Source organism: Roseateles sp. P5_B10 (assembly GCF_056400485.1).
This window is the reverse complement of record NZ_JBFULE010000025.1, coordinates 1-22,684: the sequence shown is the minus strand read 5'-3', so window position 1 is coordinate 22,684 and position 22,684 is coordinate 1. Positions and strand designations below refer to the sequence as shown.

The window sequence follows — 22,684 nt, the reverse complement described above, 5'->3', positions numbered from 1 at the left end:
TCGCTGACCTGCACCACCATGAAGATCCGCTCCCTCTTCATTGCCGCTGGGGCCGTTGCCGCGCTGGTGGGCACGTCGGCCATCGTCGCGATGTGGACGGCCACCCGGCTGGAAGGCCGCGCGGAAGCCCAGCAGCAACGGGCGCAGCAGGTAGCGCGCGACGTGGCAGGCCTGGTCGGCGCGACCTACGTGTTCCAGCGTGAGCGCGACGAGCTCTCGGTCTCGGAGTGGAAGAGCTGGCACGCCAACATCGTGCGTGACCTGGCAGGCGCCGATCTTCAGGGATCAGCGCATGCCGAAGTCGAGTTGCTGAGAGACGCGGCCGGCCGGCTGCCTGCTCTCTTTGAGCGCGCGCTGAAGACGGCAGCCGCGCCAGACAGCGACTTCCAGCGCCGCCGCCACGACCAGGCCTTCGAGCTGCTGCTCGGCGACACCCAAGCCATGGCGGACGCGGCCTTCCGCTGGTCACGCAACGCTGGCGACGCGCGCAGGCTCGCGGAGGACGTGCACGAGCAGGTCACCATGGCCGCGGTGGTCGCCTTCAGCATGCTGCTGGTCGTGCTGGCCAGTGTTGGCGTGCGCCGCGTGCTGCGGCCGCTGGCCCTGCTCACGCAGGCCACCGAGGCCCTCGAGCGCGGCGAGCAGGTGCCGTTGTTCGGCAGCACGGCCCGGGACGAGCTCGGCACCCTCAAGCGCCGCTTTGACGCCATGACCATCGCCCTGCAGCGCCGCACGGGCGAGCTGCGCGAAGCCGAGCAACGCATGCGCGCCGTTGCGGACAACGTCCCCGTGCTCATCACCGAGTTCGATGCCGGCGCYCGCATCGTGTTCGCCAATGCAACGGCCGGGCGGGTCTACGGCGTGCCGGCCGAAGCGCTTGTCGGCAAGCATGTCAGCGACGTGCGCGGCGAGGACGGGGCGCGGCAACTGCAACCCCACATCGAGGCTGTGCTGCAGGGCCAGTCCGTCGAGTTTGATAGCACGCAGGTACTGCCCGGGGCGCAGCGGCATTTCCATCAACTCTATGTACCCAGGCGCGACGCGTTCGACACGGTGGTGGGCTTTTATTCGGTGTCGATGGACATCACCGAACGCAAGGCCGCCGAGCTGGCCGTCCAGGCTTCGGAACATCGGCTGAAGGACATCACGGACAACATCCCCGTTGTGGTCTCGCACTTCGACAAGGACCTGCGCGCGGACTTTGGCAACCTTGCCGCCGAGCGCGTGCTGCGGCGCCCCATCTCCGAGCTGCTGGGGCAGACCTTCCGCGAGATCCGGGGAGACGCGGTGTGGGAGATCGCCAAGCCCCATATCGACGCCGTGATGCAAGGGCAGCCCCGCCAGTTCGAATCCTTCGTGACCCATGGCGATGGCACCCTGTACTTCGCGCAACGCTATGTGCCCGACGTCGATGCGGCCGGCCAGGTCCAGGGCTTCTATTCCGTCTCCTTCGACATCACGGAACGTCGCCAAGCCGAGGCGAAGCTGGCCGAAAGCGAGAAACGGTTGCGTGACATCGCCGACAACCTGCCGGTGATGATTTCCTATATCGACAAGGACCAGCGCCTGCTGTTCCTGAACGAGACCTTCAGCAAGTGGACAGGCCTGGATCACCGCACTACCGTCGGCAAGACCGTGGCGGAGGCCGTGCCGGCGGCGCTGTACGAACAGCGCCGCGAGCACCTGGCGCGGGCACTTGGCGGCGAGCGTGTCGAGTTCCATGTCGAATCCACGGCGGCCGGCGCGGCCCGCTCGCTGCACAACCTCTACCTGCCCGACATCGCCGAGGATGGCTCAGTCCGCGGCCTCTATGCGCTCAGCACGGACGTGACCGAACGCCGGCAGCTCGAGCGCCAGCTTGCCGAGCTGGCCCGCACCGACGCCCTCACCGGGCTGCCCAACCGCTACAGCTTCAACGAGCAGTTGGCCGCGGTGATCAAGCGGGCCCACCGGGCGCAGAGCTTCACGGCGCTGCTGTTCCTTGATATCGACCGATTCAAGCTCATCAACGACAGCCATGGCCACGGTGTCGGCGACGAGGTGCTGTGCGAGTTTGCGCGGCGGCTGCAGCAACTGGTCAGGGGCACCGACTTTGTCGGCCGGCTGGCGGGAGACGAATTCGTCGTCGTGCTGGAAGGCCTGCGCGCTGCCACCGAGGCCGAGATCGTCGCCGGCAAGATCATCGAGGCCATCAACCGGCCGTTTGCCACATCGGCCGGCGAACTGTCGATAGCGACGAGCATCGGCATTGCCGTTCACCCGCGAGACGAACTCGGCGGCGAGGAACTGCTCGGCCGTGCCGATCAGGCGCTGTATCTCGCCAAGGGCGCGGGGCGCAACCAGTACCGGTTGCACGCGTCGTAGCAGGCCTCGTCAGGGCCTGACGAGCTGGCCGTCTTTCTCGCGCACGGTGTCGCCGGCCCTCAGCATGGGATCGGCGCCGAGTTCGACGCTGCGCATACGGCCATGGCGGTCGACGACCTGCGCGACCCAGACGGTGGACTTCTTGGCGTTCTTCTCGACCTCATTACCGGCATAGCCGCCAGCGGCAGCCCCGCCGACGGTCGCCAGCTTCTTGCCGGTGCCGCCGCCCACCTGGTTGCCCAGCAGGCCGCCAATGACGGCACCACCCACGACACCCAGGCCGCTGCCCTTGCCCTTGCGGGTCTCGCTGTGGATTTCCTGCACCCACAAGCAGCCGTCGCAGAGCGCGCTGCGCTGAGCCTGCGTCGGGACGGACAGCACCGGGGCCGGGTTGTCCTCGGCGCGAACGGAAGTGGACAGGGTGGCCGCCAGGGCCGCGGTGGCAATCAGCAACTTCATCGCATCACTCCTTGGAACCCGCCCTGCCCTGGCTTCGCGCCGCGTCAGGCGCGCACGAAGCCGTTCTCGGTCAGCCTGACCTCATCGCCGACGCGCAGGCCCGGGTCGGCGCTGCGCTCGAAGCGGCGCAGACGGCCATCACGCTCGCGCACCTGCACGATCCAGACGTTGTAGCTCTTCTGGTTCTTCTCGATCTCGTTGCCGGCATAACCGCCACCCACGGCGCCCGCCACGGTGGCGAGCTTCTTGCCGTTGCCGCCACCCACCATATTGCCCAGCAGGCCGCCGACGACGGCGCCGCCCACGGCACCGACGCCGCTGCCCTTGCCACGGCGCGCCTCGGTATGCACGTCGGTCACGCGGCCGCAGCTGTCGCACAGCGCGGGCGGGGCCTGGGTTTCAACCACGGGCGCCGGCTGGGCCTGGCGTACCGGGTCGGCACTGGCCAGCCGTTGCGGTGCGGCGGTGGTCTGCTGCTGTGTCGTCGCGGCAATCGGCTCACTGGTGACCGTCTGCGACCGGCCCACTGCATAGGCGCCACCGAGCAGCGCCAGCACGACGGCGACGCCGGCGACGATCTGCGTGGACTTGACGGAATTCATGGGGGTCGACATGGGGCCTCCGATGTGGTTGGTATGACCCGAAGCATGCCGCCCCTACAGCGGCCCTCCCTGTAGGACGAAACCGCTTCAGGCCCAGGGTGTCGACCTAGCCCAACAGCGGCGCCAGCGCGCGGCGCGCCTCGGTCTCGTCCAAGCCACAGCGCACGGCCCAGTCGGCGAGCTGGTCGTCGCCGATGCGGCCGACATTGAAGTACGCCGCGTCAGGGTGCGCCAGGTAGAAGCCGCTGACGCTGGCCGCTGGCGTCATTGCCATGCTGTCGGTCAGGCCCATGCCGATCTCGTCGGGCGCGAGCACGCGAAACAGGTCGCGCTTGGAGAGATGGTCGGGGCAGGCCGGGTAGCCGGGCGCGGGGCGGATGCCTTCGTACTTCTCGGCCACGAGCTCTGCATTGCTCAGCGCCTCGGCCGGCGCATAGCCCCAGAACTCACGCCGCACGCGCTCGTGCAGCCACTCTGCGGCGGCCTCGGCCAGGCGGTCGGCCAGGGCCTTGAGCATGATGGCCGAATAGTCGTCATGGGTGGCGAGGAAGTCCGCCTCCTTCTTGTCGACGCCCAGGCCCGCGGTGACGGCGAACATGCCGACGTGGTCGCCCTCTTCCGCAACAAAATCGGACAGGCAGCGGTTGGGGCGCTTCACTCCTTCGACGACGGGCCTCTCTGACTGCATGCGCAGGCCGTGCCAGACCATGGGCGGTTCGCTGCGAATGGCAATGTCGTCCTCGTTGACGCGCGCGGCCGGGTAGAGGCCGAAGACGGCATGCGCCTGCAGCCAGCGGCCGTCGATGATCTTTTTCAGCATCGCCTGCGCATCGGCAAACACCTTGCGCGCCTCGCTGCCAACGACAGCGTCATCAAGGATGGCCGGATACGGGCCAGCCAGGTCCCAGGTCTGGAAATAAGGGCCCCAGTCGATGTAGCGGGTCAGTTCCGCAAGGTCCAGGTTCTTCAGCACACGACGACCGGTGAACTTCGGGGCGGGCGCGACGCGGCTCAGGTCCAGCACGGCCTTGTTGGCCCGTGCGGCAGCCAGCGTCACCAGCGGCGTCTGCTTCTTGTTGGCATGCAGTTCGCGGGTCTTCTCGATGTCGGCTTTCAGCTCTGCGATATAGGCCGCGGCGCGGTCGTCGCTGAGCAGCTCGGTGCACACGCCCACGGCGCGCGACGCATCGGGCACGTAGACCACCGGGCCGTCGTAGTGCGGCGAGATCTTGACGGCCGTGTGCACGCGGCTGGTCGTGGCGCCGCCGATCAGCAGCGGCATGTGGCGCGAAGCGAAGTAGTCGTCGCGCTGCATCTCGGCCGCGACGTGCTGCATCTCCTCCAGGCTCGGCGTGATCAGCCCGGACAGGCCGATGATGTCCGCGCCCTCTTCCTTGGCTTTGCGCAGAATGTCCTGGGCCGGCACCATGACGCCCATGTTGACGACCTCGTAGTTGTTGCACTGCAAGACCACCGTGACGATGTTCTTGCCGATGTCGTGMACGTCGCCCTTSACGGTGGCGATGACGATCTTCCCCTTGGGCTTGGCGTCGCCGCCGCCCTCGATCAGCAGCCGCTTTTCTTCCTCGATATAGGGCAGCAGGTGGGCCACGGCCTGCTTCATAACGCGCGCGCTCTTCACCACCTGCGGCAGGAACATCTTGCCCTGGCCGAACAGGTCGCCGACGACATTCATGCCGGCCATCAACGGGCCTTCGATGACGTGCAGCGGCCGGCCGCCCTTGGCCAGAATGGCCTGCCAGGCTTCCTCGGTGTCTTCGGTGATGAAGTCGGTGATGCCATGCACCAGCGCGTGCGACAGCCGCTGGTTCACATCGCCGGCGCGCCAGGCCAGACGGGCCGAATCGTCCTTGCCGGCACTCTTGGCGCGGTCGGCGATCTCGATGAGGCGCTCGCCCGCATCCGCGCGGCGGTTCAGCACAACGTCCTCGACGCGCTCGCGCAACTCGGCATCAAGGTCGTCGTACACGCCCACCATGCCGGCATTGACGATACCCATGTCCATGCCCGCCTGGATGGCGTGGTACAGGAAGACGGTGTGGATGGCCTCGCGCACCGGCTCGTTGCCACGGAAGCTGAAAGACACGTTGGACACGCCGCCTGACACCTTGGCGCCGGGCAGGTTCTGCTTGATCCAGCGCGTGGCTTCGATGAAGTCCACGGCGTAGTTGTCGTGCTCCTCGATGCCGGTCGCGATGGCGAAGATGTTGGGGTCGAAGATGATGTCCTCGGCCGGGAAGCCGACCTCGTCGACCAGGATGCGGTAGGCCCGCTCGCAGATTTCGGTCTTGCGGGCGAAGGTGTCGGCCTGGCCCTTCTCGTCGAAGGCCATCACCACGGCCGCGGCACCGTAGCGGCGCACGAGCTTGGCCTGGCGGCGGAACTCATCCTCGCCTTCCTTCATCGAGATSGARTTGACGATGCCCTTGCCCTGGATGCACTTGAGGCCAGCCTCGATGACGCTCCACTTGGACGAGTCGATCATGATCGGCACGCGCGCGATCTCGGGCTCACCGGCGATCAGGTTCAGGAAGCGCACCATGGCCGCCTGGCTGTCCAGCATGGCCTCGTCCATGTTGATGTCGATGACCTGGGCGCCGTTCTCGACCTGCTGGCGCGCGACGGCCAGCGCCTTCTCGAACTCCCCCGCCAGGATCATGCGCGCGAAGGCCTTGGAGCCGGTGACGTTGGTGCGCTCGCCGATGTTGACGAACAGGCTGCCGGCATCGATGGCGACGGGCTCGAGGCCAGAGAGCTTCAGTGCAGGAGGCGAAGGGGGCGTGGTCATCGATGGGGCTCAGGCAGAGGATCGATGAGCGCCGTTTTCAGAAATCCGAGCCTGGCAGGCAAGAAAACCCGTCGCAGCGCTCCTCGGATGGCCGGGAATTCTACGCAGCCACCCCTTCGTCCTCGCTCAAGATCGGCTTGCCGAAGCCGAAGGCCGTTGAGAATGCCTCAATCCATGGCCTCTGAACTCATCCCTCTACCGACCCGCACGCTGCGCCTGGGCATGACCCTGCCGTACGACCTGTTCGACGCCAACGGCAAGCTGCTGTTCGCGCGCGGCCAGGTGCTGCGCGACTCGCCGCTGGTGCGCAGCCTCGTCGATGGCGGCGCGTGGGTGAACTCCGCAGACACCATGGAGTACCAGCGCGCGCTGGCCCATCGGCTGGACACCATGGTCATGCAGGACGTGCCGCTGTCCGACATCGTCAAAGCCGACGGCAGTTTCCGGCTCGACACTCTGGCCCCGACCAAGGTGGAACTCGGCCCGCGCGAGGCCTGGTCCAACCTGCTGCTGCACACCCACAGCCTGCTGCGCGAGGCCGATCCGGTTGATTTCACCGCCCGACTGGCCGCGCTGCGCGACACCGCGCTGAAGCGCCTGCACGCCCACCCTGACGCAACCCTGATGCTGCTGATCTTCGAGAGCAGCCAGGAATTCGGCGACTACAGCGCCCGTCACGCGCTGTTGACGCTGCTGCTCTGCGACCTGGTCGCCCAGCAGATGCAACTGGCACCGGAACTGCGCAGCGCGCTGCAGGGCGCCGCGCTGACGATGAACTACGGCGCCGGCCCCGCCCACGACCGCTTGGCCAGCCAGCTCGACGCCGCCACGCCCGCCCAGCGCCAGGCCCTGGCCGCTCACGGCGACCGCGCTGCGCAGCGCCTGGCCCAGGTCGGCGTCGCCGACCCCGTCTGGCTGACCGCCGTGCGCCTCCATCACGAGGCCGGGCCCGGCCCGCTCGGCAGCCGCAGCGATGGCGAGAAGCTGGCCCGACTGCTGCGCCGCATCGATCTCTTCGGCGCGCGCTTGTCGCCCCGCCGCAGCCGCCAGGCCATGAGCGGCGCCGCGGCCGCCCGCGCCGTCTTCCTCGACGAACTCGGCCAGCCTGACGAAGCCGGCGCGGCGCTGATCAAGACCGTGGGCCTGTACCCACCCGGCAGCATCGTGCGCTTGGCCAATGGCGAAGTCGGGCTCGTCTTCAAACGCGGCTTCAGCGCCAATGAGCCTCTCGTCGCTGCATTGATCGGCAAGAGCGGCAGCCCGTTGAGCAACCCCGTGCCACGCGATACGCGACTGGCCGCCCAGGCCATCTCGGCCAGCCTGGCACCGGCGGAATTCAAGCTGCGCGTGAATCTGGAAGCCCTGCTGAAGCTCTAGACGGCGGTTGAATCGACCGGCAAGAGCGGCCCGCGGGCCGCTCTTTTCATTCCGCCGCTTGCATTCGCCGGACTGCGCATATATTCTGTGTATACACATTATGCACAGCAGTCTCTTCATCTCGCAGACCGACGCGAGGCCGATGTACCTCCAGATCGTCGAACAGATCCGCCAGCGCGTTGCCGCCGGGGACTGGCCAGCCGGGCAGGAGCTGCCGTCCATCCGCGCGCTGGCGGCGGATCTGCGCGTCAGCGTCATCACCGTCAAGCGCGCCTACCTGGACCTGGAATCCGAAGGCGTCATCGTCACCCGCCACGGCAAGGGTTCGTTCGTGGCCGACGCGCAAGGCCTGGCCAAGGACATGCGCCTGGCCCAGCTCGATACCCACCTCGCCGCGGCTGGCGAGATTGCCAGGTCGCTGGCCATGCCCGAGCCGGATTTGATCGAACGACTGCGCAACGCGCTGAATCAGGAGCCCGACAAATGAGCGCGAAAGCCATTGAGATGAACGGCGTGCGCAAGGCGTTCCGCTTCTTCACGCTGGAGAACGTGTCCCTCGACCTTGAGCAGGGCCAGATCATGGGGCTCGTCGGCCCGAACGGCGCCGGCAAGAGCACCACCATCCGGCTGCTGATGGGCCTGCTGACACCTGACGCTGGCAGCATTCGCCTGCTCGGCCACGACATGCCTCAAGACCAGGCCGCCGCCAAAGCCGATGTCGGTTTCGTCAGCGACGACATGAAGCTGCTGCCGCAGGCGACGCTGGCCTGGCACATGGACTTCGTCGCGTCCCTCTACCCCGGCTGGGACGCAACCTACGCCGCCACGCTGTTGAAGCGCTTCGGCCTGCATGGGGGGCAGATGGCCAAGAGCCTGTCCACGGGCGAACAGGCCAAGGCCCTGCTGCTGCTGGCGCTCGCGCGGCGCCCGCGCCTGCTGGTGCTGGACGAGCCCACCTCGGGCATGGACCCGGTCGCCCGCCAGGAACTGCTGACCGAGTTCATGGACGTGCTGCGCGACGACAGCCGCTCCATCCTGTTCTCGTCGCACAACACGCTGGACGTGGAGCGCATTTCCGACCGCATCACCTTCATCGATCGTGGCCGTGTCGTGGCGTCCAACAACAAGGAGGACTTCCTCGAACGCTGGCGCACGCTGCGTTTGCGGCTACCGGACGGTGCGCCCGATTGGCGTCTGCCAGAGATCGTCCACCGCGACGTCGACGGCCCCAACGTCACGCTGACCATCGACGGCTTCAACGACGACTTCCTTGCCCGCCTCGGCGCACCGGTGCAAGAGGTGCACCGCATGAGCCTGGAAGAAGTCTTCGTCGCCACCGTCATGCACAGCCGGCAAGCCCAAGAGGCACACCCGTCATGAAGCTGCTCACCCGCAAGCTCGTTGCCAAGGAGCTCTACGTCTACCGCTGGCTGCTCGTCGGCGCCACCGCTGCCGGCTTTGCCGGGCTGCTGACCGCGGCCAGCGGCGAGGTGGGCTTCAACATCGGCTTCATCGTCTGGCTGACGGCGATCATTGCGTTGGGCGTCATGCTGGCGCTGTTCGGCGTGGCCTCCGAACGCAAGGACCGCTCGCTGCTGTTCGTGCTGAGCCTGCCGCTGTCGCCAGGCGACTATGTGCGCGCCAAGCTGCTGGGCCTGCTCGCCAGCTTCCTGTTGCCGTGGGCTGGCTTAAGCGCCGGCGCGGTGGCGCTGATCCTCGTCATGCCGGGCATTGCCGATGGGCTGCTGCCCTACGCCGTGCTGCTGTGCGTCTTCCTGCTGCTGAACTTCGCGCTGGTGCTGTGCGCCGCGCTGAACATCAGCTCCGAGGCGGGCATGGGCGGCGTCATCATCCTCACGAACATGTCGGTCTCGCTCTTCATGATGGGCGTCGGCCGCATTCCCGAGGTGGGGCAGTACATGCTCGCCGCCACCCCCGTCTGGAACGGCACGTTCTGGCTGCTCCTCGCCGCTGAAGCGGCGCTCACCGTCCTCGCCCTGTCCCTGCCCCTGTTCACCGCCGCACGTCGGCGCGACTTCCTGTGAGGAGGCATGAACCAACCCCTCACGCCCGCTCATCCCACCGCAACGCCGCCACTCGGCGTTGCAAATGCTCGCCGTAGCACGGGCTACGGCTCCGCTTTGCGCCTTGATTGGCGACGCCGCGACGGCCTGCTCGGCCGCGCGGGGTCGATCCACACCTCCTAGGGAAACACCATGACTTCACAACCCAACGGCGAGAGGCTGCACGCCCTCGACGCAGTGCGGAGCTTTGCCCTTTTGCTGGGCGTGGCCTTCCACGCCAGCATGTCCTTCATCCCCGGCATCCCCAAGGGGCTATGGGCCATGAGCGACAACTCGCCCAGTGCCTTCCTGGGCGACGCGGCCTTCGTCGCGCACAGCTTCCGCATGACGCTGTTCTTCTTCATCGCCGGCTACTTCGCGCGGCTGCAGTACCAGAAGCTGGGCACCGCGGGCTTCTGGCTCAACCGCGGCAAGCGCATCGCCGTGCCGCTGGTCGTCGGCTGGCCACTGCTGTTCGTCGCCATCATCTTCGTGTGGGGACTGGGCATGCAGAAGGTGTTCAACGGCGCGCCGCCGGCCCCTCCGGAAATGCCCAAGACCTTTGGCGCGCTGCCGCTGTTCCACCTGTGGTTCCTCTACCAGCTGTTGTGGCTGTATGCCGGCGCCCTGCTGCTGCGCAGTGCCATCGCGGCGCTGGACCGGGGCCAGGTGCTGCGCGGCTGGCTGGACCGCATCACGACCGCTGCCTTGCGCTGGCCGGCCGGTGCGCTGCTTCTGGGCCTGCCGCTCGCGGGCTGCCTGCTGTCCCTGCAGATGTGGATGCCCGCGGTCGGCATCCCCACACCGGACCAGTCGTTGATCCCGCAACTGCCCGCCACGGTCGGCTTCGGCACGGCCTTCATGTTCGGCTGGCTGGTGCATCGCGCGCCAGATGCGCTGGCGGCGCTGCGCGCACGCTGGCCACTGCACCTGGCGCTGGCCATCGCGTCCTCGGCCGTCTGCCTCTGCATCCTGAGAACCCAGCCGCCATTCGGGATGCCCGATACGCCGAAGCTGATCTTCGCGCTGTCCTTCGTTGCTTCGGCCTGGTCGTGGACCTTCGCCATCACGGGCCTCGCACTGCGTTTCCTGTCAGGCCACAGCCCGGCCCTGCGCTACGTCGCCGATGCGTCCTACTGGATCTACCTCGTCCACCTGCCGTTGGTGTGCGCCGTGCAGGTCTGGGTGGGCGACTGGCCGCTGCACTGGGGCGTGAAGTACCCGCTCGTCCTGCTGGGCAGCCTCGCCGTGCTTCTGCTGAGCTACCAGGGGCTGGTGCGCTCGACGGTCATCGGCAAGGTGCTCAACGGCAAGGCTTATCCCCGTCGCGCCGTTGCCGTCTCCACCGAAGAAGCGACGACCGATGACGTCGTCGCCTCGCTGTGCGGCGTGTCCAAGCGCTACGGCAAGCTGGAGGCGCTCAGCAGCGTCGACCTGCAGCTCAGGCGCGGCGAGCTGCTCGCACTGCTCGGCCCCAACGGCGCCGGCAAGTCCACGGCCATCTCGCTGTGGCTGGGCCTGCACAACGCCGACGCCGGCATCGTGCGCCTGCTCGGCGGCTCGCCGCAGGAGATTGCGCGGCGCCAGGGGCTGGGCGTCATGATGCAGGACGTTGAGTTGCCCAAGGACCTCAAGGTGCATGAGCTGGTCGCGCTGTCGGCCAGCTACTACCAGCACCCGCTGAGCGTGAAGGACGCGCTGGAGCGCGCCGGCATCACGGCGCTGGCCAATCGGCCCTACGGCAAGCTCTCCGGCGGCCAGAAGCGCCAGGTGCAGTTCGCCATCGCCGTCTGCGGGCGCCCTCGGGTGCTGTTCCTGGACGAGCCCACCGTCGGTCTCGACATCCAGGCCCGCGAGCTGATGTGGGYCAACATCCGTGCACTGCTGCGCGAGGGCTGCTCCATCCTGCTGACGACGCACTATCTGGAAGAGGCGGAAGCACTGGCGACCCGCGTGGCCGTGCTCGGCAAGGGCCGCGTCATCGCCTCGGGCAGCGTGGCTGAGATGCGCGCGCTCGTATCTCGCCGCCACATCCGCTGCGAGACCTCGCTGGTGCCGGGCGACGTGCGCCGGTGGCCGGGCGTGGTGGACGTGAGTTGTGACCACGACCAGCTCGCCATCGTCGCCACGGATGCCGAAGCGGTGGTGCGCCGCCTGCTCGCGGCCGACCCGCAGCTCTCGCGCCTGGAAGTGAAGCAGGCCGGGCTCAATGACGCTTTCAACGAACTGACCCGGGAGGCCGCATGACCACCTTGACCCGCCCCACCCCGGCTTTCGCGCCGGCCCACCGCACCACATCGCCCTACACGGCCGAGATCCGCCTCGAACTCATCCGCCTGCTGCGCGCGCCGGCCTTTGCGCTGCCGATGTTCGTGCTGCCGGTGGCCCTGTACCTGCTGTTCGCCTTCGCGGTGGCCGGCGAGATGACGGCCAAGGACCCGGACGCCGCCCGCTTCATGTTCGCCGGCTTCTCGCTGATGGCCGTGACCATGGCCGCGGTGTTCGCCACCTGCCCGTCCATCGCCATGGAACGAGAGCTGGGCCTGCTGACCCTCAAGCGCGCCCAGCCCGCGCCGCCCGGCGCCTGGCTGACGGCCAAGATCGTCGCTGGCGTCGTGACCGGCGTGATCGCCTACCTGCCCATCCTCGTCGTCACCGCCGTCAGCGGCCAGGCCGGCTTGAGCGCCGGCCAACTCGCGGCCATGAGCGTCGTGCTCATCACCGGTGCCATCCCTTTTTGCGCCCTGGGTCTGATGGTCGGCGCGCTGGCCAGCGGTTCGGCCGCGCCGGCCTACGCCCACCTGCTCTACCTGCCGGGGCTCTACCTGTCGGGCGTGTTCTTCCCGCTGCCCAAGTCCATGTACTTCCAGGCGCCGTTCTGGCCGCAGTTCCACCTCAACCAGCTCGTCTTCGCCGCGGGCGGGGTGGAGAAGTTCCGCTGGATCGCACCGGAGATGGCCTTCGCCGTGCTGTTCGGGTTCACGGTGCTTTGCTCCGGGATTGCGCTGTACCGCCTGAAGCGGCGCGGCTGACAACGACAAGGGCGGCCCGCAGGCCGCCCTGGCTCTTCAGCCTCAAGGCCGATCAGCGCTTGGCCGAGCCATTGGCCGCGCCGTCCACGGCCACCGACTTGTCGGTGCGCGAGGCCTTGGCCGAGGCGCCGCCCGCAGCCTGGGTCTGGCGGCCGGTGGCCTGGCCGCTGGCATTGCCGCTGACTTCCTTCTTGCTGGCGCTGCCCGCCGCGGCACCCCCCAGCGTCAGCGGCGAGGTGGCGGCGGGCGCGGTGGAGGCCGTGGGCGTGGCCGGAGTTGCCGGCATGGCGGGGGTCGTGGCCGTCGGTGTGGCCGGGTTGGCGGGCGTCGTCGCGGCCGGCGTATCGCCACGGCTCAGCGCACCGTTCAGCATGCCGCTGCCTTGGCCCGCCAGATTGCCACTGACGCCGTTGGCCGTGCCATTCAACGCGCCGCTGATGCTGCCATCGGCGCTGCCCGAGGCGCTGCCGGCAGCATTGCCCAGCGAGTCCTTGGCGCCTTCGCCGGCGGACTTCAGCTCACCCACCTTGTCGGTCGCGGTGGACTTCACCTCGCCGACCTTGGCCGTCGCCGTGTCCTTGACGCCGCCGACGGTGCCCTTGGTCTTGTCCAGCGTGCCCTTGACGAGGGAACCGTCCGCCGAGCCGCTGGCATTGCCGTTCGCGCGGCCACCGACATCGAGCTGGCGGGGCGACAGCGCGCCATTCAAACCGCCGGTCAAGCCACCGGTGAGGCCGCCACCGCCACCGCCGAGCAGGCCGGCGTGGGCGTTGGAAGCGAGCAGGCCGGCCRCGACGGCCGAAATGGTCAACACGGTGCTCAGCGTGGTGCGAAGAACTTGGGTGCGACGGGTTGCAAACATGATGGATCTCCGGGTGGTTGTTGCGGAAGAGCCAGCCATTCCGGCCCTTTCACTGAGTACAACGACCGCAGCCGAGACTTCCTTCCCGATCGAGATGCAAGTGTCTGTTTCAGCGTGCCTGGCGTGCTTGCAGCTGCTCGGGTACCACGCGCAGGTCTTCGGCGACGAGGCCACGGCCATAGACCGGATCGCGCCCGGGCGCGCCCAGATCGATGGCGGCAGCGGCCAGGCGCTCCAGCACTGCCGCAGCGGCGGCCGGGTCGGGCTCGCGCAGTTCCGCAGCAAGCAGGCCCGCCACCAGCGGTGCCGCAAACGAGGTGCCGCGCGCGATGCCATAGCCGCCGCCACTGCGGGCCACGGCGACATCGGCGCCCGGCGCCGTCAGCAGCACCTGTGGCCCCTGCGCCGCCTCGGGCAGCACGCGGCGCGATGGGTTGACGCCGGTCACGCCGATGACGCCGGCATAGGAAGCCGGGAACAGCGGCGGCGCGGCCGGGCCGTCGTTGCCGACCGCCGCGACGAGCAGATGCCCGCGCTTGACCAGGGCCGCGACGCCCTGCTCCAGCAGCCGGTTCGGTGGGCCGACCAGGCTCAGGTTGATGACGGCGACGCGCTCGCGCGCCATCCAGGCCAGGGCGCGCACGACCTCCTCGGCCGAGCCGCCGTCGGGCTTGTCGCAGTACACGTCGGCAGCAAACAGCTCGGCCTTGGGTGAAGCGCCCGCAAAGCCGCGGTCGCGGCCGACGAGCAGGGAGGCGATGGCCGTGCCATGTTCGCTCGGTACGAGGCTGCCAGCGCAGCCGAAGCTGCCGCCGGCCGCATGGCGCAGGGCGGTGTGACGGCGGTCCACGCCACCATCGATGAGGCCCACCCGCACCGGGCCGCGCGGCTTGGCTGGGGCGACAGCGGCGCCGGGTGCGAGCTCGCCGCTGCGCGAATACAGATGGTTGAAGTCGGCCTGCAGATCGGGCTGGGCGGCGCGCAGCTTGTCCAGCGCCTCGGCTGTGCCCAGGCTCGCGGGCACACTCAGCACGACCTCGCGAAGTTCCAGCTCGGGCCAGGCCTCCTCGCGCAGCTTGACGAGGCCCAGGGCCGCCGCTGCGGCCAAGGCGGCATCGCTGGGCGAGAGCAGCACGAGTTCGCGGCGGCGTATCAGCTCGCCGCGCGGGTCGGCCTCGACGAGGTCCGAATGGCGCTGCAGCAGGTCGCGCACCGTCGTCGCGCGCAGGTCCACCAGCTGCGTGGTCGACGACAGCAGCTCGGGCAGGGGTTGCACGACGCGGTCCACGACACGGTCCACCATACCGGGCAGGCGCGACACGCCCGGCAGCTGCGGCAAGCGCAGTTGGGCCTGGGCCGGCACGGCCAGGGCGGCGAGGGTCAGAGCGAGAAGAGGTTTCATGGCGTCGCAACAGCTTTTGTGAGGATAACGAGCGAGGGAGGGAAGAAAATCCATGCCTCGTCCGTTGTCCCTGTATCGATGCCCGAGAACCTTTCCGAACTTCGCCAGGAAATTGCTGCCCTGCTGCCGCGGCTGCGCCGTTTCGGCCGCACGCTGGCCCACTCCCGCGAAGACGCCGACGACCTCGTGCAGGTCGCCATCGAGAAGGCGCTGAACCGCACCGACCAGTGGACGCCTGGAACGCGTCTGGACAGCTGGATGTTTCGCATCATGCAGAACGCGTGGATCGATGAACTGAGGGCCCGTGAACGGCGCGGCCAGACTTTCCTGCCCGAGGAGGAAGGCGAGCACGTCGGCGACGGCGCCATGACGGGCGCGCCGCTGGACGCCATCCTCGTGCGCAAGGCCGTAGCCAAGTTGAGCGACGAGCACCGCACGGTGGTCGGCCTGGTGCTGGTCGAGGGCTTGAGCTATCAGGAAGCCGCCGAGACGCTGGGCGTGCCGGTCGGCACCGTGACGAGCCGCGTCGCCCGCGCCCGCGAGGCGCTGCAGGAACTGCTGGGAGAGTGGCCATGAACATGAACGAGGATCAACTGAAAGCCGAGCGCCGCCGCCTGGCCGCCGCCTTTGACGGCGTGCTGAAGGAGCCTGTGCCGGAGCGSCTCARGGCCYTGCTGGCCGAGCCGGCCGCGCAGGTCGTGGACCTCGGCRCCGTGCGCGCCCAGCGGCGTGCCATGTCCAGYTGGGCCGCCTGGGGCGGCATGGCCGCAACGCTGCTGCTGGGCACGCTGATCGGCACCCGCCTGACGCCACCGGGCGCGACCGATGAAAACCGCCTTGTCGCCACCGGCGCCATCGCCCAGGCGCTGGACCGCCAGCTCGCCAGCGCACCAGGCGGCGCAGTGGCCGTGCAGGTCAGCTTCAAGGCCAGGGACGGCCGCTACTGCCGCAGCTTCACGACCACCGCCTCGGCCGGCCTGGCCTGCCGCGACGGCGACGGCGCCTGGGCCTTGCAGCAGGTCGCGGCCGTGGCGCCCACGCCCGGCACCGGCATGCGCCAGGCCGCCACCGCCCTGCCACCCGCCGTGCTGGGTGCGATGGACGGGCTCATCGCCGGCGAAGCCCTCAACGCCGAGCAGGAGCGCACCGCGCGCGACGCCGGCTGGCACTGAAAGCACCGCGGCTGGGCTAGCATGGGGCAGCCGGGGAGGGCAAACCACATACCAACCCCTGACTTTGCCTTCGCATGCCCTGGCGAATCTCTGCAAGCCTGCTGCGCTTCAAGCGCTACCTGATCCTCGGCAACCTCGTCATCCTGGCGATGGTTGTCCTGGTCGCGCTGCGGGTCGCCTATGCCAGCCAGCAGACCCATGAGGCGCAGGCGCGCCAAACGGCGGCCAATCTGGCGCACACGCTGGGGCAGAACGTCAGCGCGGGCTTCAGGCTGGTGGACAACAGCCTGCAGTCCTTGCTGAAGCGGCTGGATGAGCTGCCGGCCAAGGGGGCGGACCTTCGCGAGATCGCGCGCATTGCCGAGGAGCAGCGGGCCCTGGTGCCCACCATCGATGCGCTGCGCGTGACCGACGCCAACGGCCTGGTGCTCAACCCCGGCGACAGGCCGGCCGTGTCCATGGCCGACCGCGACTATTTCCGCGCGGCGCAGGCCGACCCGACGCGCACGGCCGTTTCCGAGCCCCAGCGCGGGCGCATCATCGGCGGCTGGGGCCTGGTCCTGGCACGCGCCCGCACCGCCGCCGATGGCCGCTTCTTGGGCGTGGTCTACGCCAGCATCAAGACGGAGCGCTTCCGCGACGACTTCAAGCGTGCCAACGTCGGCGCCCAGGGGGCCGTGACGCTGCGCTCCAGCTCGCTGCAGCTGATCGCGCGGTATTCACCGCTGGATGCCAACCCCGAGGCCGGCACCGGCACGACCCGGGTGTCCGAACAGCTGCGCGCGGCACTGGCCGCGAACCCGAAGCAGGGCAGCTTCGTCACACGCACGGCGCTGGATGGCGTGGAACGCGCCACCGCCTACGAGACCGTGCCCGACTACCCGATGCTGATGCTGGCGGGCCTGGCCACCGAGGACTTCTACGCCGGCTGGCGCCGGGAGGTCGGCGTGCTGGCCGCGCTGCTGTTGCTGCTGGAGGCGCTGCTGGTCGCGTTCTCGGTCTTCATCTACCGCGCCCAGGCCCGGCAGGTGCAGGAGCGCAGCCGCGTCGAGCTGCTGGCCGCCGAGCGCGGCGCACTGCTGGACAACGAGCTGGTGGCGATGGTCAGGCTGCGCGGCCGCAGCGAGGTCTGGCACAACGCCGCCCTGGACCGGCTGTTCGGCTACGAGCCTGGCGAGCTGAGCGGCCAGCCCTCACGGTTGCTCTATCTCGACGATGAGTCCTACGCCCAGATCGGCCGCGCCTCCCAGCGCCTGGAGGCACCGCACCGCTACCGCACTCAGCTGCGCATGCGGCGCAAGGATGGCAGCCCGGTCTGGATCGACCTGAGCGGCACGGCCCTGCCGGACGGCGAGTCGTTGTGGCTGATGCTGGACATCACGGCCATCAAGCACAGCGAGGAGCAGGCCCGCCACCTGGCTTTCCACGACATGCTGACCGGCCTGCCCAACCGGCACCTGCTGTTCGAGCGCCTGGCCTTCCTGCTGCGCGACGCCGAACGCAACGACCGCTGGCTGGCGGTCTGCTATCTGGACCTGGACGGCTTCAAGGCCATCAACGACGCCCAGGGCCATGACGCCGGCGACGCGCTGCTGCGCATCACCGCCGAGCGCCTGAGCGCCAGCGTGCGCGGCAACGACGTGGTGGCGCGTATCGGCGGCGATGAGTTCGTGCTGGTGCTCAACCAGCTCAACGGCCTCTACGACGAAAGGCATGCGCTGAACCGGCTGCTGACCGCCTTCGAGGCGCCCATCCCCCTGCCGGGCGGCGGCGAGGCCCGGGTGGGGATCAGCATCGGCGTGGCCATGTACCCGCGGCATGGGCGCGACGTCAACACCCTGATCACCTGCGCCGACCGGGCCATGCTGGCCGGCAAGCGCACCGGCAAGGGCCGCTGGGTCATGCATGAAGACGAGGACGGGCCGACAGCTTGAGCCGCGTGCTCAACTCAACTGCCGCGCCCCTTGGTCAGCAGTCAGGGTTCGGGGATGCGGCTGATCTGCACGCTGACGATCTTCCAGGCGCCGCCACGCTTCACGTAGATGTCGATGTAGCGGTAGTGGCTCTTGAAGGCCTGGCCCTGATAGCGGCCCGTCATGCGCGTGCGGCCGCTGAGCAGGGCCGTGTCGCCATAGACGCGCACCTCGAAGTCCTCGACGGTGTAGGGGTCGATGACAAGGTCGGGCGAGACCAGCCCTTCGACAAAGCTGGCCTTGGTTTCGACATTGCCGCGGCCGTCGATCTGGCGGAAATCCTCGGCCATGTTGGCCTCGATGGCGGCGCGGTCCCGGCGGACGATGGCCTGGTCCCAGGCGTCCGACTGGGCCTTGAGCTGCGCGACCAGCTCGGCCGGCGGGGCGGCCTGGGCCAGGCCGGCTGCCAGCATCAACCCCATCAAGAGACCGCGACGCTTCATCAGGCCACTTTCAGACTGCGCCAGATCAGCCCCGTGATCAGCTCGCGGGCACGGTCGAAGTCCTCTTCTTCCAATGCTGGCTTGCCCATGTAGAGAGCGAACTGCGGCCCCAGATCGGCATAGGCCTGGGTGGACGACCAGATCAGGAACATCAGGTGGGTGAAATCGACGCGCCGGATGCGGCCCTCGGCCGCCCAGCCCTCGAAACGCGCCACGTCGGCATGCAGCAGCGGCATGACCTGGGCCTTGAGCACGTCCTGGTAGCGCGGCGCGCCAGCCATGATCTCGCGCGTGAAAACGGCGTTGCCGCTGGGCCGTTCACGGCTGAATCGTAGTTTTGCCGACACATAGGTGTGGATGGCGGCTTCGGGTTCGTCGGCCTCGGTGATGGCGTTCATGTTGGCCATCCACTCGCCCATCACGCTGTCCAGCACGGCGCGGTAAAGCTCCTCCTTGCTGGGCCAGTGATAGAGCAGGTTCTGGCGCGACAGATCGAGCACGGCAGCGATGCTGTCGAGGCTGACACCTTCGAATCCGTATCGGGCGAACTGGCGTTCGGCTTCAGCGAGGATGGCCTCCTGCTTGCGCAGGGTGGCGGCGCGCGGGGTGCGCGCGGCAGCGGTCACGGTCATGCCCGCATTCTGACGGCGCGCACCAAGCTGAAGCTGCGGGTTTTTACGCTTAGGTCAATTTTTACGGAGTAGTAATGTTTGGGTGTTTTCCACCCGGAGATTCCCGTGGACCTTGCCGATCTGAAATCCGGGCGCCTGACGCCCGATGACTACGCGCAGAATTTTGCCGACGCGCATCCGCCGCTGAACCGGACGCAGGCGCTGATCGAGGCGGAGCGCTGCTATTACTGCTATGACGCGCCCTGCCAGACGGCCTGCCCGACCGGCATCGACATCCCCAGCTTCATCCAGCGCGTGGCGCAGGACAACGTGCGCGGCGCGGCCGAGGCCATCCTGACGGCCAACCCGCTGGGCGGCATGTGCGCCCGCGTCTGCCCGACCGAGGTGCTGTGCGAGCAGGCCTGCGTGCGCAACACCAATGAGAGCAAGCCGGTGGAGATCGGCATGCTGCAGCGCTATGCGGTGGAGGGTCACTTCGCCAACCCCGGCGCCAAGCCGCTGTTCGAACGCGGCATGCCGACGGGCCGGCGCATCGCCGTCGTTGGCGCCGGGCCGGCCGGCCTGGCTGCGGCCCACGGCCTGGCGTGGCGCGGTCATGACGTCGTGCTGTTCGACGCCAACCCCAAGCTCGGTGGCCTGAACGAATACGGCCTGGCGACCTACAAGGTGGCCGGCGGCTTCGCGCAGAAGGAGATCGACTGGCTGCTGAGCATTGGCGGCATCACGCCCAAGTTGAACTGTCGACTCGGCCGTGACATCACACTCGACGGCCTGCTGGCTGAATACGACGCGGTCTTCCTCGGGCTGGGCCTGGGTGGCGTCAATGCATTGGGCATTGCCGAACCGCAGGTCACGGGCCTGCGCGACGCCGTCGACTTCATCGCCGAGCTGCGCCAGAGCGCGCCCGAGATCGTCACAGTGGGCCGCAAGGTCGTCGTCATCGGCGGCGGCATGACAGCCGTGGACGCGGCCGTGCAGAGCCGGCTGCTGGGTGCCGAGCAGGTGACCATGGTCTACCGCCGCGGGCCCGACGGCCTGTCGGCTTCCACCCACGAACAGCACTGGGCACAGACGAACGGCGTGACCATCCGCTGCTGGGCTCGGCCGCTCGGCGTGGAAGGCCAGGGCGGCGTGCTGCGAGGCATGCGCTTTGCGGCGACGAAGCTCGAAGGCGGCAAGCTCGTCGACACCGGCGAACAGTTCTTCATCGAGGCCGACATGGTGCTGCGCGCCATCGGCCAGACGTATCAGCCGGAACCGGCTGGCAGCGCCATCGCCCTGGAAGCCGGCCGCATCAAGACCGACGCCGACGGCCAGACCAGCCTGGCCCGCGTCTGGGCCGGCGGCGACTGCCGCGCCGGCGGCCGGGACCTGACCGTAGAAGCCGTGGAGCACGGCAAACGCGCCGCCATCAGCATCGACCGCGCCCTGGGCCTGAGCGCCGTCCGCCATCACGATACGGAGGCCTCCCATGGCTGACCTGAGCACCAACTTCCTCGGCATCCAAAGCCCCAACCCCTTCTGGCTCGCGTCCGCACCGCCGACCGACAAGGAGATCAACGTGCGCCGCGCCTTCGAGGCCGGCTGGGGCGGCGTCGTCTGGAAGACGCTGGGCGAGGACCCGCCGGTCGTCAACGTCAACGGCCCGCGCTACGCCACGCTGTGGAGCCAGGACCGGCGCGTCATCGGCTTCAACAACATCGAGCTGATCTCCGACCGGCCGCTGCAGATCAACCTCGACGAGATCAAGCGCGTGAAGCGCGACTTCCCTGACCGGGCCATGATCGTCTCGCTGATGGTGCCGGTCAACGAGGCGAGCTGGAAGGCCATCCTGGAGCGCGTGGCCGACACCGGCGCCGACGGCGTGGAGCTGAACTTCGGCTGCCCCCACGGCATGAGCGAGCGTGGCATGGGCTCGGCCGTCGGCCAGGTGCCGGAGTACATCCAGCAGGTCACCGAGTGGTGCAAGAAGCACACGAAGATGCCCGTCATCGTGAAGCTGACGCCCAACATCACCGACGTGCGATTCCCGGCGCGCGCAGCCCATGCGGGCGGCGCCGATGCGGTCAGCCTCATCAACACCATCAATTCGGTCATGGGCGTGGACCTGGACCGCATGACCATGAGCCCGGTCACCGACGGCCTGGRCTCGCACGGCGGCTACTGCGGCCAGGCTGTGAAGCCGATCGCGCTGAACATGGTGGCCGAAATCGCCCGCGACGCGGCAACCGCCGGCCTGCCGATCAGCGGCATCGGCGGCATCACCACCTGGCGCGATGCGGCCGAGTTCATCGCCATGGGCTGCGGCACGGTGCAGGTCTGCACCGCCGCCATGGTCTACGGCTTCAAGATCGTGCAGGACATGTGCTCGGGCCTGAACACCTTCATGGACGAGAAGGGCTACAAGAGCATTGCCGACTTCCAGGGCCGCGCGGTGCCGACCGTGAAGAACTGGAACCAGCTCAACCTGAACTACGTCGAGAAAGCCGTCATCGACCAGGACAGCTGCATCAAGTGCGGGCGCTGCCATGTCGTCTGCGAGGACACCTCGCACCAGGCCATCTTTGCGATGAAGGACGGCCAGCGGCATTTCGAGGTCAATGATGCCGAATGCGTCGGTTGCAATCTCTGCGTGTCGATCTGCCCCGTCCCTGGCACCATCTCGATGCGCGCGCTGCAGCCGGGCGAGACCGATGCGCGCACGGGCCGCGTCATCGACGGCAGCTATGCGAACTGGACCACGCACCCGAACAACCCGATGAGTGCCGGATGCACTTGAAGGAATCGAGATGAGTCCCTACGAAGTCGGTCATTGGATCAGCGGCGCCATCACGCGCGGCAGCGGCGAGCGCCAGCAGGACATCTACAACCCCGCCACCGGCGCGGTGCAGGGCAAGCTGCTGCTGGGCAGCGTGGCCGACCTGGACGCCGCGGTCGCGTCCGCTGCCAAGGCCGCCAAGGCCTGGGGCCAGACGCCGGCACTGGCCCGCTCCCGCGTGCTGTTCAAGTTCCTGTCCATCGTGCAGGACAAGCGCGAAGAACTGGCCGCCGCGCTGGTGCGCGAGCATGGCAAGACCATGCCGGATGCCTTGGGCGAAGTGGCCCGTGGCATCGAGAACATCGAGTTCGCGACGGCCATGCCGCAGCTGCTCAAAGGCGAGTACACCGAGCAGATCGCGCGCGGCCTGGACGCCTGGAGCGTGCGCCAGCCGCTGGGYGTSGTCGCSGGCATCACGCCGTTCAACTTCCCSGYCATGGTGCCSATGTGGATGTACCCGCTGGCCATCGGCTGCGGCAATGCCTTCATCTTGAAGCCCAGCGAGCGCGACCCAAGCGCGTCGCTGTTGATGGCGCAATGGCTGAAGGAAGCCGGCCTGCCCGACGGCGTGTTCAGCGTCGTGCAGGGTGACAAAACAATCGTCGACGCCATCCTCGCCCACCCCGGCATCGCGGCCGTCAGCTTCGTCGGTTCCACGCCGGTGGCCGAGCACATC

20 protein-coding genes and 1 riboswitch are annotated in these 22,684 nt (G+C 68.4%); of the genes, 13 read left to right on the top strand and 7 right to left on the bottom strand.

Going from position 1 to position 22,684, the window contains the following annotated elements:
* A partial coding sequence (locus tag AC1DU6_RS03745) for a diguanylate cyclase domain-containing protein (RefSeq protein ID WP_477856105.1) occupies positions 1-2,364 on the top strand: 2,364 nt, incomplete at its 5' end.
* Positions 2,365-2,373: 9 nt separating this feature from the next.
* Here the strand turns inward: AC1DU6_RS03745 and AC1DU6_RS03740 are convergent.
* The 3 genes from AC1DU6_RS03740 to metH all read right to left on the bottom strand — a co-directional run bounded on the left by AC1DU6_RS03740 (position 2,374) and on the right by metH (position 6,234).
* On the bottom strand, positions 2,374-2,823 hold the full coding sequence (locus AC1DU6_RS03740) for a glycine zipper 2TM domain-containing protein (RefSeq protein ID WP_457320158.1): 450 nt from the start codon (positions 2,821-2,823) through the stop codon (positions 2,374-2,376).
* Between the two features lie 44 nt (positions 2,824-2,867).
* Complete coding sequence (locus AC1DU6_RS03735) at positions 2,868-3,437, bottom strand: glycine zipper 2TM domain-containing protein (protein ID WP_056192176.1); 570 nt, start codon at positions 3,435-3,437, stop codon at positions 2,868-2,870.
* Positions 3,438-3,531: 94 nt separating this feature from the next.
* Positions 3,532-6,234, bottom strand: coding sequence for a methionine synthase (gene metH / locus AC1DU6_RS03730; RefSeq protein WP_457320155.1), 2,703 nt, complete (start codon positions 6,232-6,234; stop codon positions 3,532-3,534).
* A 19-nt stretch (positions 6,235-6,253) separates the two neighbouring features.
* Positions 6,254-6,325, bottom strand: a riboswitch (S-adenosyl-L-homocysteine riboswitch).
* 83 nt (positions 6,326-6,408) lie between these two features.
* Here metH and AC1DU6_RS03725 point away from each other — a divergent pair.
* From AC1DU6_RS03725 to AC1DU6_RS03700, 6 genes are all read left to right on the top strand, one after another.
* Positions 6,409-7,611, top strand: a complete 1,203-nt coding sequence (locus AC1DU6_RS03725; RefSeq protein WP_457320153.1) for an HD-GYP domain-containing protein — start codon at positions 6,409-6,411, stop codon at positions 7,609-7,611.
* Between the two features lie 100 nt (positions 7,612-7,711).
* On the top strand, positions 7,712-8,098 hold the full coding sequence (locus tag AC1DU6_RS03720) for a GntR family transcriptional regulator (protein ID WP_457320152.1): 387 nt from the start codon (positions 7,712-7,714) through the stop codon (positions 8,096-8,098).
* Positions 8,095-8,991, top strand: coding sequence for an ABC transporter ATP-binding protein (locus AC1DU6_RS03715; protein WP_457320150.1), 897 nt, complete (start codon positions 8,095-8,097; stop codon positions 8,989-8,991). Before AC1DU6_RS03720 ends, AC1DU6_RS03715 begins: the two co-directional genes overlap by 4 nt.
* The gene (locus tag AC1DU6_RS03710) at positions 8,988-9,656 is read left to right on the top strand and encodes a hypothetical protein (RefSeq protein WP_056192162.1); all 669 of its coding nucleotides are present in this window, start codon (positions 8,988-8,990) and stop codon (positions 9,654-9,656) included. Before AC1DU6_RS03715 ends, AC1DU6_RS03710 begins: the two co-directional genes overlap by 4 nt.
* A gap of 171 nt (positions 9,657-9,827) precedes the next feature.
* Positions 9,828-11,921 (top strand): ATP-binding cassette domain-containing protein, encoded by a 2,094-nt coding sequence (locus AC1DU6_RS03705; RefSeq protein ID WP_477856104.1) that lies wholly within the window; start codon positions 9,828-9,830, stop codon positions 11,919-11,921.
* The gene (locus AC1DU6_RS03700; RefSeq protein ID WP_457320482.1) at positions 11,918-12,706 is read left to right on the top strand and encodes an ABC transporter permease; all 789 of its coding nucleotides are present in this window, start codon (positions 11,918-11,920) and stop codon (positions 12,704-12,706) included. The genes AC1DU6_RS03705 and AC1DU6_RS03700 overlap by 4 nt, the downstream gene beginning before the upstream one ends.
* Positions 12,707-12,758: 52 nt before the next feature.
* Here AC1DU6_RS03700 and AC1DU6_RS03695 read toward each other — a convergent pair whose 3' ends face one another.
* Positions 12,759-13,568 carry a hypothetical protein gene (locus AC1DU6_RS03695; protein WP_477856103.1) on the bottom strand — a complete coding sequence of 270 codons (810 nt, stop codon included), beginning with the start codon at positions 13,566-13,568 and terminating at the stop codon, positions 12,759-12,761.
* A gap of 109 nt (positions 13,569-13,677) precedes the next feature.
* Entirely contained in the window at positions 13,678-14,970 is a 1,293-nt protein-coding gene (locus tag AC1DU6_RS03690; RefSeq protein ID WP_457320478.1) for a S8 family serine peptidase, read from the bottom strand.
* A gap of 78 nt (positions 14,971-15,048) precedes the next feature.
* On the opposite strand from AC1DU6_RS03690, the gene AC1DU6_RS03685 reads away from it, so the two are divergent.
* The 3 genes from AC1DU6_RS03685 to AC1DU6_RS03675 all read left to right on the top strand — a co-directional run bounded on the left by AC1DU6_RS03685 (position 15,049) and on the right by AC1DU6_RS03675 (position 18,076).
* On the top strand, positions 15,049-15,546 hold the full coding sequence (locus tag AC1DU6_RS03685) for an RNA polymerase sigma factor (RefSeq protein ID WP_457320476.1): 498 nt from the start codon (positions 15,049-15,051) through the stop codon (positions 15,544-15,546).
* The gene (locus AC1DU6_RS03680; RefSeq protein WP_477856102.1) at positions 15,543-16,142 is read left to right on the top strand and encodes a hypothetical protein; all 600 of its coding nucleotides are present in this window, start codon (positions 15,543-15,545) and stop codon (positions 16,140-16,142) included. Before AC1DU6_RS03685 ends, AC1DU6_RS03680 begins: the two co-directional genes overlap by 4 nt.
* Positions 16,143-16,216: 74 nt before the next feature.
* Positions 16,217-18,076, top strand: coding sequence for a sensor domain-containing diguanylate cyclase (locus tag AC1DU6_RS03675; RefSeq protein ID WP_457350962.1), 1,860 nt, complete (start codon positions 16,217-16,219; stop codon positions 18,074-18,076).
* 41 nt (positions 18,077-18,117) lie between these two features.
* Here the strand turns inward: AC1DU6_RS03675 and AC1DU6_RS03670 are convergent, their stop codons facing one another.
* Both AC1DU6_RS03670 and AC1DU6_RS03665 read right to left on the bottom strand, forming a co-directional pair.
* The gene (locus AC1DU6_RS03670) at positions 18,118-18,558 is read right to left on the bottom strand and encodes a nuclear transport factor 2 family protein (protein WP_457320470.1); all 441 of its coding nucleotides are present in this window, start codon (positions 18,556-18,558) and stop codon (positions 18,118-18,120) included.
* Positions 18,558-19,190 (bottom strand): TetR family transcriptional regulator C-terminal domain-containing protein, encoded by a 633-nt coding sequence (locus AC1DU6_RS03665; RefSeq protein WP_457320468.1) that lies wholly within the window; start codon positions 19,188-19,190, stop codon positions 18,558-18,560. Before AC1DU6_RS03665 ends, AC1DU6_RS03670 begins: the two co-directional genes overlap by 1 nt.
* A gap of 105 nt (positions 19,191-19,295) precedes the next feature.
* Between AC1DU6_RS03665 and AC1DU6_RS03660 the strand changes: the two genes are divergently transcribed.
* The 3 genes from AC1DU6_RS03660 to AC1DU6_RS03650 form a co-directional block, all read left to right on the top strand.
* Positions 19,296-20,669 carry an NAD(P)-dependent oxidoreductase gene (locus AC1DU6_RS03660; RefSeq protein WP_457320466.1) on the top strand — a complete coding sequence of 458 codons (1,374 nt, stop codon included), beginning with the start codon at positions 19,296-19,298 and terminating at the stop codon, positions 20,667-20,669.
* Positions 20,662-21,969 (top strand): NAD-dependent dihydropyrimidine dehydrogenase subunit PreA, encoded by a 1,308-nt coding sequence (gene preA, locus AC1DU6_RS03655; protein WP_477856101.1) that lies wholly within the window; start codon positions 20,662-20,664, stop codon positions 21,967-21,969. The genes AC1DU6_RS03660 and preA overlap by 8 nt, the downstream gene beginning before the upstream one ends.
* A 10-nt stretch (positions 21,970-21,979) precedes the next feature.
* Positions 21,980-22,684 (top strand): aldehyde dehydrogenase family protein (locus AC1DU6_RS03650; RefSeq protein WP_477856100.1); only part of this gene is annotated, 705 nt, incomplete at its 3' end.